This window comes from Chitinophaga sp. CB10 (assembly GCA_001870995.2).
In the GTDB taxonomy this organism is placed as follows: domain Bacteria; phylum Bacteroidota; class Bacteroidia; order Chitinophagales; family Chitinophagaceae; genus Chitinophaga.
Genome location: MLAV02000025.1, coordinates 15,261 through 34,457 on the forward strand (window position 1 = coordinate 15,261; position 19,197 = coordinate 34,457).

Genomic DNA, 19,197 nt, shown 5'->3' on the forward strand with positions numbered 1-19,197 from the left:
GGGAATATATAAATATGAACCCTACTGGACATAACTCAGAAGATATGGAGAGCACTGCTCAAACAAACACATTAAGCATTGATGTAAAGAATGTAATTAAGCCAGATTCCCAGCGGCGGATAACACAAAGGCTCTTACTCAGGAATATTTGGCGAAATATGGAAAACACAAGTAACTATTCAATTTATTTTGCCAATAGCAATTTGGACATTACCGGCAATTCGAAAAATAAGACTAGTGCAATTACTCAAAGCTACTCTTATACAAATGACTTCATTCGAAAGTTAAATTATTTAGATGGTTCCTTCTCACAAAGACTTTATGTTGCATACAACGATTCCAGGGATAAAACTGATTATTTATCACAATATTTTCAAAAGTCCGATGATTCTACTCAATCAACTCATATAAACAATTATAATCCACTAAAACAAAAATCTACATCTATTACAGGAATTAGTTCCCTAACATTTAAAATTAGCCCGGCAACCAGCTTTTTAGGATTCTATAGTGCTACTTACATTAATTCTACCGCCAACAATCAGGCTTTTGATAAAGACAGTATCATTTTGTCAAAATTAACTCCAATCGACTCTTTGAATAATTCTTGGGACTTTAAACAAAGACAAAATTTCATATTATTAGGTCTTAATGTAAATACTACAAAATTCGAAGGATCATTCAATTTTAATTGGTTAATAAGAAAGCAGGAGATCTTCCCTTCAAATAGTAAAGCAGCAGAAATTAACTGGAATTTCATGTATCCTCGTATTGATCTCACATACTATTTTAACAAAACTACGATACTAAACTACACTCTTAATTATGAACCTTCAAACATTTCTCCGAGCCAACTAATTACAACAAAAAACTTCCAGAATCCATTAATAGTCCAATCAGGTAATCCGAATTTAAAAAACCCGACAAAACAGAATATGACACTGCGGTTTTCGAGCTTCAATCCAAAGTCTTTATCGAATTCTACCACCATCCTCACCTACTCTGCCACCAACCAAAAAATCGTCAACAACGTCTACTTCGACTCCCTCGGCCGCCAGGTCCTGACCCCCATCAACCTCGACCACTCCAAAATGCTCTCCTGGGGCACCACCTGGTCCAAACCCTTTTTCAAACGCCGCCTGGCCATCAACCTCCGAAACAACATCCTCTACGCCAACGACCCCGTTGCGGTCAGTGGCATTTTGGGCACCAGCGAATCATTAAGCATTTCCCCAAGCATCGCTATCAATTACACCAAAAAAGACCTGATCGACATCCAATCTTCCTTCGCCGCCAACCGCACCTACAGCACCTACAACCTCGGCGCCGTTACCAAAAACGAAGTCACCTCCCTTACCATGAACCTCGACGTCACCGGCTACCTCCCCCTCGGCTTCATCGCCGGCGTCAAATATAACAAAGTCATCAACTCTGGCCTGGCCGCCGGATTCAACCGTTCCATTGACCTCCTGAACGTTTTTGTGAGCAAACGCCTGCTCAAAAACAAAATGGAAATCAAAGCCCAGGGCTTTGACCTGCTGAATAAAAACAACAGTTTTACCAGAACTTTCACCCCAACATACTTTGAAGACACCCAAAGCACCGTCCTGCAGCGTTTCTTCATGGGCTCCATTATTTACTACATTAAGTAGGAATTGGAAGTGGCTACAGGATGCAGGAATTAAAAACTACCACTGATTGCGGGGTTTGAAAGCAGTCACCGGATGTAGGCATTGAAAAAAACCACTGAATGCGGGATTTGAAAGCAGCCACCGGATGTAGGCATTGAAAACAACCAATGAATGAACGAACTGCAAGTAGCCACTGAATACAGGCATTGAAAGCAACCAATGCATGCAGGAACCGCAAGTACCCAATAAATGCAGGCATTAAAATCAGCCACCGCCCCCCTCCCCCATACCCACTGCCACCCCAATGCACCCCAATCCTCTACATTCACCCCATGAAAAAAGCAAAAATCCTCCTGTCGCTCCTAGGCCTGATCACCGCCATTTCCGCAGCCCTGGCCGCCCGGGTAACCCCCAGCTGCAAAGTGTACATAGCCGACCCTAAAGACGGACTTTGCACCCTCGAAACCGCCGGCTCCCTCCTCAACAATGGTGGCACGGTAGTAACCATTACCAAAGCAACGGATACCTACACCACGGAGTGCACCCTCCAAACGGTCTATGCCTGCCAGCACTGACAACATCCAACATAAATCCTCTGCCAACATGAAATCAGCCCTCATTAGCCTGGTAATACTATTACTATCTATCCCCTGCGCAGCGGCCGACACCACCTGGCTCCCCTCCCTCCGGCACGACACCCTCTTCGCCCGCGCCACCCCGCAGGACTCCCCCCACATCATCGCCACCGCCTGGGCCAACAAACGCATCATTTCCACACTGAAGCACTATGCTTATTACATGGAAAATCCGCCGGCCCAAAAACAAACGCCTTCCAACCCGGTCATCTGGTCCAGACAGCCCGCCGCCAGCCCCAGACCAGCCACCGCATTAATAGACCTCAAAACCGGCCGTACCATCCCGATGGGCGACACCCGCTCACTCCTGATCCGGGCCTACGAAGACACCGTCCTGATGCTACGCTACGCCCCCCAACCCATGCTGGAATTCACGACCCTTTCCACCGGCCAAAAATACCAGCTAACCAACGAGGCTATTGTAAACGGCGCCATGTCCAACGGCTTATCTCCTAACGGACAACTCATCGTGTACTACGACCATAACGCCTACCACTGCTATAACATCTCCCAACAACAAACCAACCCTATTACAAAAGATATTACAACAGACCTCCACTTCCTATACAGAAACGACTTGTTCACCTCCCCCCGCGGCATCGCCGGCTGGAATACCCAAAGCTCCCGGTTGTATATCTATGACGCGTTCGACCTCTGGGAGGTCGATCCGGCGAATAAAGTACCACCAATTAACCTCACCAAAGGCTACGGCGCCAAACACCGCATCATCCTTACCGTTCAGAAGTACCACAACCAGCCCAAAGGAAAGCCCCTGGAATTCCCGTTAATCCTCAACGCATTTAATATCGACAATAAGCAAAACGGCTGGTTCAAACTCGGCAAAGGAAAGGAGCCCGAACTGCTTACCATGGGGAATTACCAGTACGATATTATGAACAACCCCTATGTGCCTGACCAAAGCAATTACCCGCCCGTGAAACGGAATGATTCCATTATAGTACGCCGGCAAAGCGCCACCGAAGCCCCCAACCTCTTTTACACCAAAGATTTCAAACATTTCACCCAGCTCACGTTCAATCAGCCGGAGCACAAATACACCGCGCAGCTCACCACCTATACCACCCTCGATGGGCAGCAACGCCAGGCCATCCTTTACAAGCCGGCCAATTTCGACTCCACCAAAAAGTACCCGGTGATCCTGCACTTCTACGAACGCAGATCCGACGGACTTAACAGCTACCTCAAAACGGAACCGCTTACCAGCGGCTGTAACATCAACATCCCCTCCTATACCGCCAACGGCTACCTCGTATTTACCCCGGATATATTTTATACTCCCGGCGATCCTATGCAAGGCGCCTACAATGCCGTCCTGGGAGCGGCGGAATACCTGGAAAAACTCCCTTACGCAGATGCGAAACGGATTGGACTGCAGGGATGCAGCTGGGGCGCCATCCAAATCAATTACCTGGTAACGCACAGCGATAAATTCGCCGCAGCGGTATCCGCCTCCGGCATCGGCGACTGGATGACGGCTTACAACTCCCTCGTCAATAACGGCCGCCCCAACGCCGAGAACTTCGAAAACGGACAATTCCGCATGAAAGCCACTCCCTGGGATATCCCCGACCAGTACCTGAAAAATTCCGCTATCTACGCCGCCAATAAAATGAATACACCCCTGCTCCTCATGCATACCACCAACGACGGCGCCTGCCCCTTCTCCAATATCCTTTCCTTCTTCCTCGCGCTGCGCAGGCTACAGAAACCCGCATGGCTACTGCAATACAACGACGGTAACCACGGACTCACCGGCGCGTCTGCAATGGATTTCAGTGAACGTATGCAGGCGTTTTTCAACTACTACCTGAAAAATGAAACGCCTCCGGACTGGCTCGCGGATTAACAAGTGAATAACTAATGATTTACAAATTATATCAAAGCGTTTCCCGACATTTGATCCATCCAAAACATAAAATAATTGGTTGCGGATGGAATTACAAAATGCAGCTTTGCATTCATGTAAGTGTTCAGATGTAACTGCCAATCCCTCATTGACAGCCTCAAACCAAAACCAAACGCTTAAAAACAAAATCATTTAACCCCCATGAAAACTTTTAACGAAGTTAAATTCAAAGAAGTAATCACAGTTGTACTGGCACTACTGCTATCTATTAGCACCGCAGCCGGCGCATTCCAGCTGCTCCCCTTCTGGTCCGCCGTCGCCATTGCCGCAGCAGTATCCCTGATGGCCATCTGGGCAATCGCCTCCGTATTTGCCAGCTACACCAGCCGCAAGGAAAGGGAATACGAAAAAATGGCGAACGATACCATCGCCGCATTCAAAAATACTTTCGAATCCGAACTGGACGATGGCCCGCCCGAAGTAGGCGTGTTCTGTGTAGACAAAGACCTCAACTTCTGCTACATGAACCGCGAAATGCGGCGCATCTGCGGTTATAAATACAGCGAAATTGAAGGCCGGAAATGGACGTTCATGTGCTCCCGCGCACTGGCCACCTGGCTCAATAACATAGTTACCAAATGGATGGATGATATCATGCCCATCACCCGACCGTACATCACCATCAGGACCAAAACAGGTGGGTACGTGAAGATGCTGGCTTTCATCTCCCTGATGGAACAACCGGACAATAACACAAAGTTTCAAGCTATTGTAAACATTGTGCCAATGGACGATGACGAATAGTCACTTGTTTCTTTTTCCATCGGCCCTGCGAAAGCAGGGCTTTTTTCAAACTCCCATTATTGCTTTCTTTCCCCCCAACACTAAAATGCCATGAAGCACATGACATTATATTTCTTACCAAGTCTGAACGACTTCAACCAGCTATTCGAACAGATCCGGCAAACACATCTGAAACACCTGGAACTTTGCAATAAGTGGCATATGGAAATACGCAGGGAATGCGAGAACCTCATGTCCCAAATGCAGGCAGGCATCGATGCCACACCCGAAAACAGCCAATACTACCAGGCAATGCTCGAAAACCTTTCCCACACCATGGAATTTTACGACGCCATCAACGGCTTCAGAGAAGCCTTCCATATGTTCGTGGAGGAAACCAATGAACAACTCGCCTGCTTCAGCACCCTTTGGAATGGCCACCTGGAACGGCTCGCCATCTCCTACGTTGCCAATTACCTCAAAAAAGTCTACGAGGTACATACCTCCTTCTTTAAATTCAAACGCTCCATGAGCCCCGGCTCCAACTCCTTCGTAGAAGGGGATATGATCGCCATAAACGATACCCACCTGTTCATCGCCGAAGCCAAAAAAGAACTGAAAGACGAGAACTACTATAAAACGCTTTATAACCGGGACCGCCTCAAAGAGAGAATGCCGGAATATCCGCACCATCACTTCCAGCCCATCTTCATCTGCGAAACGGTGGACGACAGCGTAGTCCGCAAAGCGAAAGACGGCGGCCTGTGGATACTCCGCTACCGCGGGTTCGATGCCAACAACCCGGTCAATACCTTTGAATGGCTCGGCACCCAGGGGCCCGCTAAAATCTAAGCCGCACATCATTTTTTTTACACCTTACCAACGGCCTTTTTTATCTTCCCGGAAAACATTCTGTTATTCCGGCATGAAAAATTTTACCTTCCTCGCACTCCTCTGCTGCTGCCTCACGGCAGCCGGGCAACCGGCCACCCGCCTGCGGTGCGACTATCTCGTTCATCCACTGGGCATCGATAACCCACACCCGCGACTCTCCTGGCAATATACCAGCATGCCCGCAAACGCGCATATCCAGGTCTACCGCAGCGGTCAGCTGCTGTGGGATACCACCACCACTAACAATACCATCACCTACAACGGCCCTGCCCTGCAACCATTTACCGAATACCAATGGAAAGTAAACGGTACCACCGCCGCTTTTGAAACCGGTATGATGGACCGCCACAACTGGCAAGGCGACTGGATCTCCGACCATCATCCCATTTCCTATAAACCAGCCCCGCTGTTCAGAAAGACATTCAACAATACCAAAACCATCGCCTCCGCACGCGCCTACATCGCTGCCGGCGGACTTTATGAACTGCATATCAACGGCCATAAGATCGGCAACCATCTGCTCGATCCCATGTACACCCGGTTCGACCGCCGCACGCTCTACGTGACCTACGACGTTACGCGCGATCTCCAAGCCGGCCCTAACACCATCGGCGTTATCCTCGGTAACGGCTGGTATAACCACCAGTCCACCGCAGTGTGGTTCTTCGATAAAGCGCCCTGGCGCAACCGCCCCACCTTTTGCCTGGATCTTCGTATAACCTTTACCGATGGCAGCTCCACCGTCATCAGCACAGGCAAGGACTGGAAGACCTCCACCGGCGAAATTGTATTCAACAGCATTTACACCGGCGAACATCACGACCTCCGCCTGCAACAACCCGGCTGGGACCTGCCGGCCTTCAACGACAGCGCCTGGCACAACGTAATCCTCCGTTCCGCGCCGTCCGGCAACATCGTAGCGCAGGCCATGGCGCCCATCACCGCGGATACCGTAATACAGCCAATCAGCATGCATCGCTTCAGCGATACCAACTACGTATTTGACCTCGGCCGAAACATCGCAGGGGTGAGCCGCATCACGCTCAACGGCCCCGCCGGCACAGTCGTAAAACTTAAACATGCCGAGCAGCTGTATCCCAACGGCCATGCGGACATCTCCAACATCGATGTACACTACCGCCCTACGGACGATACTGACCCATTCCAGACGGACATCTATATCCTAGACGGCAAGGGCCCGCACACTTTTTCCCCGGCCTTTAACTACAAGGGGTTTCAATATGTGGAAGTAACCAGCTCCCGGCCCATCGCACTCACGAAGGAAAGTTTGCAGGGCGTGTTCATGCACAGTAACGTTGCGCCTACCGGCAGCTTTGAATCGTCCGATACCCTGCTGAATAAAATCCTGGCCGCCACCAACAACTCCTACCTCTCTAACCTCTACGGCTATCCGACGGATTGCCCGCAGCGGGAAAAGAACGGGTGGACCGGCGACGCACATATCGCATCCGAAACAGGGCTCTATAACTTCGACGGTATCACCGTGTATGAAAAATGGTTGAACGACCACCTGGATGAACAACAGCCCAACGGCGTACTCCCCTCCATCATCCCTACCGGCGGCTGGGGCTATGAATGGGGCAACGGACCCGACTGGACCAGCACCATTGCCATCATCCCGTGGAACCTCTACCTCTTCTACGGCGATACCACGGCATTGGCCCGCTGCTACCCTGCGATGAAACGGTATGTGGACCAGCTTACAGCCAGGAGCCCGGATGGCCTCTGCCCGTGGGGACTCGGCGACTGGGTGCCGGTTAAATCCGTCACACCGGTGCTCTTTACATCCACGGCTTACTACTTTACGGATGTAACCATCCTTGCCAAAACGGCTAAGTTGTTGGGGTATGGAGAAGATTACCGCCACTACAGCCAACTGGCGGCGTTCATTAAAGATGCTTTCAACAGGAAATTCCTGGATCCACAGTCAGGCATATACGATAAAGGCTTCCAGACCGAGCAGTCTGTTGCCCTGCACTGGAACCTCGTGCCGGACTCCCTCCGCAGCAAGGTGGCCGCTGCGCTGGCAGCGCGCGTAAAGGCCGACGGCCTGAAGCTGGATGTTGGACTCCTGGGCACTAAAACCATCCTCAATGCGCTCAGCGATAACGGCTATGTCGACCTTGCCTACCAGCTGGCAACATCCGATAAAGAACCTTCCTGGGGTTGGTGGATTAAAAATGGCGCAACGACCCTGTATGAAAACTGGCCGATTAATGCCAAATCGGACCTCTCGCGCAACCATATCATGTTCGGCGAAATTGGGGCCTGGGCATACCGCACACTTGCAGGTATCAAACCGGACGAGACGGCGCCCGGCTTTAGCCATATTCTTTTCTCCCCAAAATTTCCTAATGGATTAAACAGCGTAAGCTGCACCTACCAGAGCCTTTATGGCCCTGTAACTATAGACTGGAAAAGAAAAGGGAAGGATATTTTACTGACGGTAGGGCTGCCGGTAAATACAACGGCCAGGGTTACACTTAACAAGGAAATTGAATTGAGGCAGGCGGGGAAACATACAATCGTCATTAAAGCCGGCAACGCGGAACTGCTGAGATAGCAGAAGAAGGCAACGTGGAAAAACTGTAATATCCCAGCAGAAAAAAGTACTCAAGCATTTTCCAAAAAACCTACGCACCGGAGGCAAAAAAGAAAGTCCTGCAAATGCCCACCTCCACAAAATCCGCAGGGAGCCCCCCGCTCCCTGCGCTAAAATCTTATCCTATTTCAAACTGCAACCTCAGCTTCTCCTCCTCTACATCCAGCAATTCATGGAACTTCCGGATCACCTCACTGTCCATCGCCAGGTCCTTATTTAACTCCTTTAGCACTTCCCGCTGATGTTCTATCAACTCCAGGGAAATGGTCAGGTACTGCTCTCTATCCCGCACGGAGCCGGCTTCCCGGTTCGTAAGCAGGTGCAGCTCCCGCAGTTCCTCCCGCAGCGTGTTCACGACATTATTATTCTGAATAGCTTCACTGTGATAGCTGTCCAGGAACTGCATGCTGCGCTGCAACAAGTGCTTGCGCACGCTCGCTTCCTGCTCTTTGAGAGGCAAGGCATGGTCCTCGTCCTCCGGGTTGGTGAGCCGGATGATCCAGGGCAGGGTAAGCCCCTGTACCACGAGCGTCAGGAGTATAACCGTAAATGTTATAAACAGGATCAGGTTACGTTGCGGAAACCGCAGCCCGTTATCCATCATCACGGGGATGGACAAGGCCGCCGCCAGCGACACTACGCCGCGCATGCCCGCCCAGCCTATTACAATAGGCCCTCTCCAGCCCGGGCGGTTACTAGCCGTGGTAATATATTTGCTGGCAAATACCGTAAACGCGGATGCGCCGAGCGTGCAAAGCAATCGCCCTACGATGAGCACCAGGGTGATGATCACGCCGTATTTTATCGCTTCGCCCACGCTGCGGGTACCCAGCTCCTTAACGATGACCGGCAATGCCAGCCCGATGAGCATAAATACAAGCCCGTTCAATATAAACACCAGCGTAGCCCATACCTCGGTGCCGGCTATACGGCTCCTGTTGGATAAAAACAAATGGCTCCGGGAAGAGAGGAATAACCCGCCGGAAACCACTGCCAGCACGCCGGACCCGTGAAACTGCTCTGCCGTGATATACATCACATACGGCGCCGTGAGCGTGAGCACAATATCTATCTGCGTGGTCGTAGGCAGCCAGCGGTGGATGACGTAATAAATGCCGCCGATCAGCAAGCCGATTGCCACGCCCGCCACAATCACCACTACAAAACTGCCGGCAGCTTTATAAAATACAAACTGCCCCGTGGTAACGGCCAGCATGGCAAACCGCATGATGATCAGGGAGCTGGCATCGTTCAATAAACTTTCCCCTTCCAGGATGGAGCTGAGCGCCTTCGGCACCCGGACGTTCTTGAGGATGGTGGTAGCCGATACGGCATCCGGCGGCGATACGATGCCGCCAAGCAGGAAGCCCAGCGCCAGCGTAAAGCCGGGGATCAGCGCGTAGGATACCACCGCCACCATACTCGCCGTCACAATCACGATCAGGAATGCAAAGCTGAAAATGATCCGGCGCCATCGCCAGAAATCCTTCCAGGAAGTGTACCAGGCGGCCTCGTACAGCAACGGCGGCAGAAAGATCAGGAGGATCAGTTCGGGGTTGATCTCTATGGAAGGCATGGCCTTCATGGTACTGAGTACCAGTCCGCCGATGCAAAGGACAATAGGATATGCTATTTTCAGCCGTCCCGCCAGCATTATCAACAGGAGTATGACAAATACCAGCGAGATGTGCTGAATAAATGATGCTAACATGTGATGTTTATTTTACTGCGCCGCTGCCGATGATTGTCCAGTCCTGGTTGCCATGGCCTTTGGCGATCCACTGATCCATCACCTGGGCGATAGTAGGAATAATATTCAGCGGCACGCCTGCCTGCGCCGCTTCCTGCATGAACAGGCCGGTATCCTTGCGGGCCATGTTCAGTTCCCAGGAAGGCTGACTGTAATCGCCGCCGGTCATACGCTGGATTCGCGTAGGCAGCGTGTTCGCGGGGTTCCATACTTTAAACAGTTCAGCCACCGCATCTACCGGCACTTCCAGCGCTTTGGCCAGCGCAAAGGTATCTGCCAGGCCGGCGGTGAAGGTAACGAGGAAGAGGTTACCGATCAGTTTCAGGCTGGCAGCGCGGCCTGTTTCCTCCCCGAGGTTTAAGAGCTTCCCGGTCATGGGCGCCAGCAGCGGTTCCATTTTGGCAATGAGGGACTGGTCCCCGGAGAGCAGCATAAACCCGCTGCCTTCCAGCGCGTTGGCAGGGCCCATAAATACCGGCGCATGCAGGTAGGTAAAACCTTTCGCCTGCCAGTCGGCCGTGCGTTTAATAGCGCCTTCCCGGCTGGTGGTAGTGTGGTCCACGATGATGGCCCCCGGTTGTAATCCCGGCAGGGCGCTGGCTAGCACTTCGTCCACTGCGGCATCGTCCTTCACGACGATGTGTACACGGTCAGCGCCGCGCACGGCATCCGCCACCTGTTCGAAGGCTACCGCGCCATCTGCTTCCAATGCTTTTGCTTTGGAGGCCGTGCGGTTCCATACCTGCACGTCCTCTCCTCTTCTACGTAAGGCTTTCACGAAATTGGAACCCAAAAGGCCCATTCCTAAAAATGCTATCATAAGTCTGTGTTTATTACTTTATTGCAATTTTAAAGATAGCAAAAAACCGGACGAGGGAATTACGCCGGTAATAGCTAAAAAATCCCGGATGGTCTATTTGTACCTTCAATAATCCGTTACAGTTGGTATGTTGGCAACAAGAATTCCTGTTAAAAACACCCATTGTATGAGTAAGCGGATGATCTTACCCTTGTTGCTGCTGGCAGGATGCCTGCATGCCTATGGCCAGGGGTTGCATTTCGGCGCCAAGGCGGGCGCAAACCTGTTCAAGATTACCGGCGAAGGCATCAAGCCGGGCTACAAACCCGGTATCCAGCTGGGGTTGCTCAGCTCCTGGGACTTCAACCGGAAAGTGGGCGTGCAGGCGGAGCTGCAGTACTCGCAGGCCAACGCTACCCGCGATGCCAACTTCAGCGCCAAATACATCAGCAATAACAACCCCGAGGGGAGCGCAAAGGTTCAACTGGGCTATGTGACCATCCCCCTGTTGTTAAAGTATAACCTTAACCGTTATTTCACCCTTAATGCGGGGCCTGAATACAGCATCCTTTTTTACAGCAATGAGGACCTGCTGATGTACAACCGCGATGCGTTCAAACGCAGCAATTTCGGGTTATCCGCCGGGTTGACCCTGAACGTGCAGCCGGTGCATTTCTATGGGCGGTTTGTACAGGGGCTTTCCAATATCAACGGGATTGACGACCGGTATCAATGGAAATCGCAGCAGATACAGGTGGGAATAGGGGTAGATATTAAATAACCGGGGGTGAAAATCGCAGTAAATCCATGCAGCCGTTAAATAACAGGCGCTTGCGGCATCAATGGAAATCGCAGCCATCCAATAACTTCCGCAGCGCGCACCCGGCCGGGCCAGTTACGCGCCGCCATCATCTCATCAATTCACCTTTACCTGTATGCCAGGTTGCAGCTCATACCCTTTCGCGCCTTTATAAACATAGCGCTGCACCATCACAAACTTCCCTGACTTCTTACTCTTCTTCAACTGGCTGGCTACTTCCTGCGGAAATCCTTCCAGGTCCGCCGTATCATAGTTTCCTTTCGTCGTGATCACGATATCCCTGAAATACTTTTTATCGCTGGCCGGCACGGCATAGGTGCTGGTCCATTTACTCAGGTCCCCTTCCTCCGGATCGCCGCCGCTCTTCTCCGTCGCAAAGGCCGCCATGATCTGCTGGTAAGTACCATTGATGCCGGCAATCATATACAGGGTGCTGTAGAAAGGTCCGCCACCAGGGCCGTTGCTGTGTTTGATCACAAACGCATACTGGTCCTGCCCGATCAGCAGGGCTTTAGGCGTAGGGCATTGACTAAACGCGCCATAGGCTTTGATGGCGGGGGCATACATCCGCAACTTCCAGCCGGCATCCGTCTTCACAAATTTGGCCAGGCCGAGCAGGCCGCCCGTAAAGCGGGAGGTCTGGAAGCCGTCTTCCTCAAACTCGGAGTGGTTAAAGCTGATCACTTTGTACTGCATCCCCGTGGAGTCCCGGAAGTCCATGGTGTTGATCAGGCGCGTGGCCACCCCGTTCTTATAGGGGAAGGGCAGCACTTCGTCCTCATTGGCATCCGGGTAAGTCACTGCCTTACAGGTAGGGCAGGTCCAGTTGATCATTTCATTTTTATAGGCGGCGGTGGAGAGATTGTAGTGTCGTCCGGGAAACAGCGCCTCCAGGGCTTTTTCCCCATGGAAGGGATCCGGGAGAACGAGGTCCCTGGCGGGCAGCAGTACGGTATCACCTACGGTTTTTTTCTTCAGCACAACGTCTGATTGGGCATAGCTGCCGGCGGCCGTCAGCAGGCCGGCAAGGAAAGGTAAGAGGAACCTCATGGAATAAATATTATGGAAACTACTAGCAATTGTGGGTGCAAATGTGGGGATTTTTTTGGTTTGCCCACCTTAAAAAGTGCTGAAAATTTCCTGGCAGGGCCACCGGGGACCGGGGGAAATAACAGGATCCCAGGCCCCGCCCCCAAACAGGTGATTTTCCCCCGTGCAAAAAGGGTGTTTTCACCCTGCCGTAAAATTGCCGCGGCTATTAGTTTTGTATAACGCTAATGACTCTACGAACTCGTACATCCAGTGACGACTCTATTTGCTCAAGACGACAAGTACCCGTCCTGTTTTCTCTACCAGGACACTTTTTTGGAACATGTATGGTATTTCATCCCTTGTTCCCCCAAAATCACTTCAGGATCATAACCGGCAGCCTGGCCGCCTTGTAAATCCCCTCCGAAATACTTTTATGCGTCAGCGAGTACAGGAAACTGTGCTTACCCGGCAATGCTACAATCAGGCTTACCTGGTGATGATCCGCATAATCCACAATGGCGCTGATAATGTCATTGTCGCTGCTGTACTCAATGCGGTAATTATACCGTTCCAAATACGTCTTGACGGTATTGACAGCCGTATTGAACTCCGGCGAGGGCTGTAAGTAATGCTGCTGGGGATCCACGTTGAGCACAATCAGCTCCTCCGGCACCCAGAGGGGCGATTGCTGGAAAGTCTGCATCTTATCCAGGGTTTTGAACGCTTTGAAGTCCACCGGGATGAGCGCTTTCGTAACAGGCTGATAAGCCATGCCGGCGGGCACCACCAGCAACCTTACGGGGCTGGTCCGGGCAATGGCTATCAGCAATGCGCTGATGGGGTCGTCGCTATTTTTATTTTGCAGCAGGATCAGCTGGGGCGCATCTTCCCTGACGGCCCACGCAATGGCGCGCAGCAGCGGCTCTTCGCTCCAGGCCATTTTCACGTCCACGCTTTCCCCCAGCTTCTTTTGCAGGGCCTGCGCCAGGTCGTTCAGTTTCCACATCACATCTTCCCGCCAGTCGGAAATATTGTCCGGGTTGACCGCCACGTAGTCGGCGGACATGGCCATGGTGCTGAACACATTTTCGTACAGCGATTGTAACAGCACCACCCGTTCATATTTGTACTGCGTTGCCCAGGCCGCTGCAAAATCTATCAGCGCAAAATCGGTAGTATTGGCGTCTACGGGTATCAGTAATGTTTTCATCGTTATAATTGCTTCAGATTTTCGTTCATTTTACGGGCTACAGAGAGGGCATTCAGCACATCCTTGGTCTGTAATTCCCGGGTAGCTTTTTCATACATCTCCGTTACCCAGGGATTTAATTTTTCCATCAGCAACTTCCCCTTCTCCGTAATATAAATCAGTTTATTCCTGCGGTCGCGCTGATCCTCCGTTCTTTCCGCCAACCCTTTTTTCACCAGGTTGTCGATCAGGTAGGTCATGCTGGATTTATCCTTTACAATAATATCTGCGATCTCCTGCTGGTTGAGCCCTCCCCGCCGGTACACCAGCCCGAGGATTTCCACCAGCTCCATGCTGATGTCCCAGTTGTTTTCCTTAATCTTTACATGCACGTACTGCCGCAGCGAATTGCGCATCTCCGCCATTTCGCGCCACAGGTCACGGGCCAGCTCCGTTAAGTTTTTTGTAGGTTCCATATCAACAAATATATTGTATTCGGCCACACGCCGGAAAAATTAGTGGGCGGCATCCGAGAGGTTCACTTTACTTTTGGTGGACTTCACAAACAGTAGCACAAAAGGCACGCAAACGAGGAACATCACGCCCACCCAAAGGAATACGTCCATGTACGACAGGATGGTGGCCTGTTTCATCACCCCGGCATCCATCAGGGCATACGCCTTTTGCTGCGCCAGCCCCACGTCCATCCCCCTGGCCCGGAAGCTCGCCGCAGTTTGCGCAATGCGGTTCACCACGTCCGGGTTATTCACGTCCAGGTGCTCCACCAGCGTAGCGCGGTGATAGTCCGTTTGCCGGGTAACGAAGGTGGAAATCAACGCCACCCCGAACGCCCCGCCGAGTTGCCGCATCATCCCTGAAAACGCCGCACCCTGGCCAATTTCCTTGCCTTTCAGCGTGGAGAGGGACATGGTGCTGACGGGTACGGACAATAATCCCAGTCCAAACCCGCGGATGATCAGTACCCAGAAGAAATCCCCGGCGCTGGTATCCGGTCCGATTATTTTATAGGAAAGCAAACTGAATATAAAGAATACCGTCATCCCTACGGCAATAAGGTACTTCTGCGGCACGCCCCGCTGAATCAGCACCGCCACCACCGGCATCATCACGGCTACGAAAATGGTGCTGGGCAGCTGCAGCATACCGGATTGCTGGGCCGTCCATCCCAGGAGCGACTGCGTGTACAACGGGATCACAAATGTGGAGCCAAAGAGCCCGAAGCCCATGATAAAGGATAACATGACGCCTATACGAAGATTCCCGTTGCGCAGCACCCGCAGCTCCACGATGGGATGCGCGTACACCCATTGCCGCCAGATGAAGAAGAAGATGCCGAATACCGCCAGTACGGACAGTACTACGATCAGGGAGCTGCTGAACCAATCCTCCTCCTGCCCTTTTTCCAGCACAAACTGCAGGGAGCCGATGCCCACGGTGAGCAGGAAGATGCCGAGCCAGTCCACCTCGTTCACACTGCGTTTCTTTTCGTATTGCGGACTCCTTACATACTGCAGCGTCAGCAGCGCGGCAATGATGCCCACGGGAATGTTGATGTAAAAAATATATGGCCAGGCGTAGTTGTCGATGATATAACCACCGAGGGGCGGCCCCAGGGTAGGCCCTACGATCACGCCCAGCGTATAGATGGCCTGGGCAGTAGCCCGTTTTTCCGTCGGCCAGCTTTCCGTAATAATCGTTTGGGATGTTACGAGCAGCGCGCCGCCGCCCAGGCCCTGCACAAAGCGAAACAGTACCAGCTCCCAGATATTGGTAGCATTACCGCACAAAAATGAACAGATGGTAAAAATGATAACCGATGCGGCGAAGTAATTCCGCCGGCCAAACTGCTGGGAGAGCCAGCTGGTCATCGGCACAATGATCACGTTGGCGAGGGAATAAGCGGTGATCACCCAACTCACCTCGTTGAGGGTAGCGCCCAGGCTGCCGCGCATATCCGGCAGGGCAACGTTTACAATCGTAGTGTCTATAATTTCCAGTAAGGCACAAACTACGGCAGTGATGGTGATGATCGCCCGCCTGCTGCCGTATTCTACAAGCGAAGGAAGCTGCTGTTCCATGATGTTGTCTGAATTTGCAGCACAAAGTTAAGATTAAAACTGTTTGAATTCAAACTATCTGGAAAGCATTTTCACTACTTACTGATATTCAATAATTTAAAAATTATACTAATTTCAGCGGCACCTTCCCTCCGCTCTTCACCGCCGCGTACACGGCGTCAATAATCTTCAGGTCCTTCACGCCTTCTTCTCCATTCACGGGGATCAGCGGTTGTTTACCGCGCAGGATAATATCGGCCATTTCTTCCATCTGGATGGTTTGATGGGTTTGATGCGGCGCGGTCAGTTCCCCTTTGTTGGTGCGGCCTTTAATAGGCCCGTAGCCGGTAGAGGGCTGCATTTCCGCGAAGCCTTTTTCCCCGTTGAGGTAAAAGCGGTCGAGGTAATTCATGTTGTAGGTAGAGAGGCAGGAGGCGACTGCCCCGCTGGGGAAGCCCAGTTGGAACTGGATAGTTTCATCCACCCCGGGTTTGAACTTCATGGGATCGGTTTTCACTTCCTGCGCGGTGACCCAGATGGGCTCTTCCCCCACCATATAGCGGGCGCCGTTTACGGCGTAAATGCCGATGTCCATCATGGAACCGCCGCCGGCCAGTTCCCTGTTGAGCCGCCACTGGGTGGGGTCGCCTATACGAAAACCGCATTGCCCCTGGAAGAAGAATATCTTCCCGAATTCCCCGCGGTTGCGCATCCCGATCACTTCCAGCGTCTTGGGTTCAAAGTGCATGCGGTAGCCTACGAGGAGGTGTACGCCCGCCTTCTTACAGGCGTCAACCATTTCCTGGCCTTGCTTTGCGTTGAGCGCCATCGGCTTTTCGCAGATCACATGTTTACCGGCAGCGGCTACACGCAGTACCTGCGGATGGTGCAGGGCGTTGGGCGTGGTGATGTACACCACGTCGATGTCCGGGTTATTTTTAATCTGGTCGTAGTTCTCGTAATTGTAGCAATTTTTTTCCGGGATGCCGAAGCGTTGCTGCCAGTCCGTCAGCTTTGCCGGCGTACCGCTGATAGCGCCTACGAGCTTTGCTTTTTTACAGGCCTTCATGGCGTCCGCTACACGATTCGCATAGCCGCCGAGGCCCATGAGCGCCACGCGTAGTACGGGCTCCTCTGCTGCGGGCGGCGCGGCCAGCGACTGGAAGCGGAGTAAGGGTAAGCCGGCGGCCGTCAGCGCGACTTTCTGAATAAAACTGCGTCTTGAGTTCATAATGTGGAATGGATAGTTAAGGATTAATAATACAAAAAAATCACCTGATTAAAAATGGCTGAGGTCCGCTCACTTGTTTTGCGTTTAACATTCTTTTATTTTTAGGTATGAAGAAATTAATCCTGCACTGCCTGCTGTTTCCCGTCCTCGCTACACAGGCGCAACACAATCTGCCAGGGCCCTATTTCCCTCCTCCCGGAGCCTGGGAGCATAAAACGCCTGCCGCTATGGGGTTACGGCCGGAAAAGCTGCATGCCGCCATTCAATACGCCATCGCGCATGAGTCCAAACAAAGCAGGAATATGGACTCCGCTCAATGGCAATCCTTCGGCAAAGAGCCGTACAGCGAGCCGGTGGGCACGCTGATCGACCGGGCGGACCCTTCAGGGATCATTATTTACAAAGGCTACATCGTGGCGGAATGGGGGCAGCCCTCCCGCGTGGATATTACGAACAGCGTTACGAAAAGTTTTTTATCAGCCGTGGTAGGCGTTGCGGTAGACAGCGGTTTGATCCGGCGTGTAACCGACACCGTAGCCCGTTATATGCCGCCAATAGAAGTCTATCATCCCGGGCAGCCGTCCGAAGTGATAACGCCGTTTGCCTCTCCGCATAACCGTACCCTCACCTGGGAAGTGATGCTGCGCCAAACGAGCGACTGGGAGGGCACGCTGTGGGGCAAGCCTGACTGGGCGGACCGGCCGGACAGCAACTTCGCCACCTGGAAGAACCGCGCCAGGCATACGCCCGGCGCCGTATGGAAATACAACGACGTGCGGGTAAACGCCCTTGCCCTCGCAGCCACCAGCGTCTGGCGCAAGCCGCTGCCACAGGTATTGAAAACCGCCATCATGGACCCCATCGGCGCATCCAACACCTGGCGGTGGATGGGCTACCACAACGCCTGGATCATCCTGGACGGGCAGCCGGTGCAATCCGTCAGCGGCGGCGGCCACTGGGGCGGCGGCATGTACATCAATGCGTACGATATGGCGCGCTTTGGCCTGCTCACCCTGCACCGGGGCGTCTGGAACGGGCGCCGGCTGCTATCCGACGAATGGATCACCCAATCCCTCACGCCTACCAAAGCGAATAACGGTTACGGCTATATGAACTGGTTTTTAAACACCGATCGTAAGCTGGCGCCAAAGGCCCCTGCCTCTTCGTTTATCCATATAGGTAACGGCGCCAATATTATTTACGTGGACCCGGAACACCAGCTGGTAGCGGTAGTGCGATGGATTGACGGTAAGGCGGTGGGCGATATGGTGGGGCTGTTGCTGGAGGCAGTGCCGGAGTAGGCAGGCCAGCCACGACGGGACGGTTTTGCATGGTAACGGTAAATTTTCTCTCAAAAAAATTTCATTATACAAACCCTCAAAATGAAGACTATGAAAAGAATCCAGACCTTGTTTTTCGGGGCATTCCTTTGCCTGGCCATGCCCTCCGCTAACGCTGTTACCGGTAACCATTCCGGCAGCCTGTGGTACCTGAGCAAAACCTTCTCCGGCTGCGCGCCGGCAAAGCGCCTCTCGCCGGTGCTGATCCGGGTAAACGTGATTTCGCTCCTGGGGCTGCCGCAAAATGTATGCTCGCTCGCGGGGCAACTCCTGATCAGCAATACCTACGTGCATATGTCCCGCCAAAACCAACCTGTCGCCACCTTTGTGCCGGTGCTGTGCTTTAATAATGAGCAAGTGCCGCTGGAGTTCCAGTGCGAGCCGGGAGATATCATTACTGTAGCCGGCACGGTGCTGGGCACCAGCCTGCAAACTACCGCCACCAAAACAGTAACGACCGATGATATTAACCTGGGCGTATTTTCCATTAACCTGATACTGTAAACCGATCCGCCACGCGTGGCG

16 protein-coding genes are annotated in these 19,197 nt (G+C 52.4%); 9 read left to right on the top strand and 7 right to left on the bottom strand.

The genetic code is table 11. From position 1 onward, the window contains the following. Window positions 1-935: 935 nt before the first annotated feature. The 6 genes from BOC67_RS25415 (at window position 936) to BOC67_RS24200 (ending at window position 8,394) form a co-directional block, all read left to right on the top strand. Entirely contained in the window at window positions 936-1,652 is a 717-nt protein-coding gene (locus BOC67_RS25415) for an outer membrane beta-barrel protein (RefSeq protein ID WP_367115592.1), read from the top strand. A 311-nt stretch (window positions 1,653-1,963) separates the two neighbouring features. Next, window positions 1,964-2,206 (top strand): hypothetical protein, encoded by a 243-nt coding sequence (locus tag BOC67_RS24180; protein WP_291914626.1) that lies wholly within the window; start codon window positions 1,964-1,966, stop codon window positions 2,204-2,206. Window positions 2,207-2,234: 28 nt separating this feature from the next. Further along, on the top strand, window positions 2,235-4,133 hold the full coding sequence (locus BOC67_RS24185; RefSeq protein WP_291914627.1) for a prolyl oligopeptidase family serine peptidase: 1,899 nt from the start codon (window positions 2,235-2,237) through the stop codon (window positions 4,131-4,133). A 201-nt stretch (window positions 4,134-4,334) separates the two neighbouring features. After that, entirely contained in the window at window positions 4,335-4,937 is a 603-nt protein-coding gene (locus BOC67_RS24190; protein ID WP_291914628.1) for a PAS domain-containing protein, read from the top strand. Window positions 4,938-5,036: 99 nt separating this feature from the next. Further along, a complete protein-coding gene (locus tag BOC67_RS24195; protein WP_291914629.1) occupies window positions 5,037-5,768 on the top strand; it encodes a hypothetical protein in 732 nt (243 codons plus the stop codon). Between the two features lie 73 nt (window positions 5,769-5,841). Continuing rightward, the gene (locus tag BOC67_RS24200) at window positions 5,842-8,394 is read left to right on the top strand and encodes an alpha-L-rhamnosidase (RefSeq protein WP_291914631.1); all 2,553 of its coding nucleotides are present in this window, start codon (window positions 5,842-5,844) and stop codon (window positions 8,392-8,394) included. A 157-nt stretch (window positions 8,395-8,551) separates the two neighbouring features. Here BOC67_RS24200 and BOC67_RS24205 read toward each other — a convergent pair whose 3' ends face one another. Both BOC67_RS24205 and BOC67_RS24210 read right to left on the bottom strand, forming a co-directional pair. Next, the gene (locus tag BOC67_RS24205) at window positions 8,552-10,144 is read right to left on the bottom strand and encodes a Na+/H+ antiporter (protein WP_291914634.1); all 1,593 of its coding nucleotides are present in this window, start codon (window positions 10,142-10,144) and stop codon (window positions 8,552-8,554) included. A 7-nt stretch (window positions 10,145-10,151) separates the two neighbouring features. Then, window positions 10,152-11,003, bottom strand: coding sequence for an NAD(P)-dependent oxidoreductase (locus BOC67_RS24210; protein ID WP_291914636.1), 852 nt, complete (start codon window positions 11,001-11,003; stop codon window positions 10,152-10,154). Between the two features lie 166 nt (window positions 11,004-11,169). Here BOC67_RS24210 and BOC67_RS24215 point away from each other — a divergent pair, with 166 nt between their 5' ends. Continuing rightward, window positions 11,170-11,763 carry a porin family protein gene (locus BOC67_RS24215; protein WP_291914639.1) on the top strand — a complete coding sequence of 198 codons (594 nt, stop codon included), beginning with the start codon at window positions 11,170-11,172 and terminating at the stop codon, window positions 11,761-11,763. A 135-nt stretch (window positions 11,764-11,898) separates the two neighbouring features. Here BOC67_RS24215 and BOC67_RS24220 read toward each other — a convergent pair whose 3' ends face one another. The 5 genes from BOC67_RS24220 to BOC67_RS24240 form a co-directional block, all read right to left on the bottom strand. Then, window positions 11,899-12,852 (bottom strand): hypothetical protein, encoded by a 954-nt coding sequence (locus BOC67_RS24220; protein WP_291914642.1) that lies wholly within the window; start codon window positions 12,850-12,852, stop codon window positions 11,899-11,901. A gap of 355 nt (window positions 12,853-13,207) precedes the next feature. Next, on the bottom strand, window positions 13,208-14,044 hold the full coding sequence (locus BOC67_RS24225; RefSeq protein ID WP_291914645.1) for a hypothetical protein: 837 nt from the start codon (window positions 14,042-14,044) through the stop codon (window positions 13,208-13,210). A gap of 2 nt (window positions 14,045-14,046) precedes the next feature. Beyond that, a complete protein-coding gene (locus BOC67_RS24230) occupies window positions 14,047-14,499 on the bottom strand; it encodes a MarR family transcriptional regulator (protein WP_291914646.1) in 453 nt (150 codons plus the stop codon). A gap of 39 nt (window positions 14,500-14,538) precedes the next feature. After that, window positions 14,539-16,122 carry a DHA2 family efflux MFS transporter permease subunit gene (locus BOC67_RS24235; RefSeq protein ID WP_291914648.1) on the bottom strand — a complete coding sequence of 528 codons (1,584 nt, stop codon included), beginning with the start codon at window positions 16,120-16,122 and terminating at the stop codon, window positions 14,539-14,541. Between the two features lie 103 nt (window positions 16,123-16,225). After that, complete coding sequence (locus BOC67_RS24240; RefSeq protein WP_291914651.1) at window positions 16,226-17,332, bottom strand: Gfo/Idh/MocA family oxidoreductase; 1,107 nt, start codon at window positions 17,330-17,332, stop codon at window positions 16,226-16,228. Between the two features lie 107 nt (window positions 17,333-17,439). On the opposite strand from BOC67_RS24240, the gene BOC67_RS24245 reads away from it, so the two are divergent. Together BOC67_RS24245 and BOC67_RS24250 are read left to right on the top strand one after the other, a co-directional pair. Further along, on the top strand, window positions 17,440-18,633 hold the full coding sequence (locus BOC67_RS24245) for a serine hydrolase (protein WP_291914652.1): 1,194 nt from the start codon (window positions 17,440-17,442) through the stop codon (window positions 18,631-18,633). Window positions 18,634-18,723: 90 nt separating this feature from the next. Next, on the top strand, window positions 18,724-19,176 hold the full coding sequence (locus BOC67_RS24250) for a hypothetical protein (RefSeq protein WP_291914654.1): 453 nt from the start codon (window positions 18,724-18,726) through the stop codon (window positions 19,174-19,176). Window positions 19,177-19,197 lie beyond the last annotated feature (21 nt).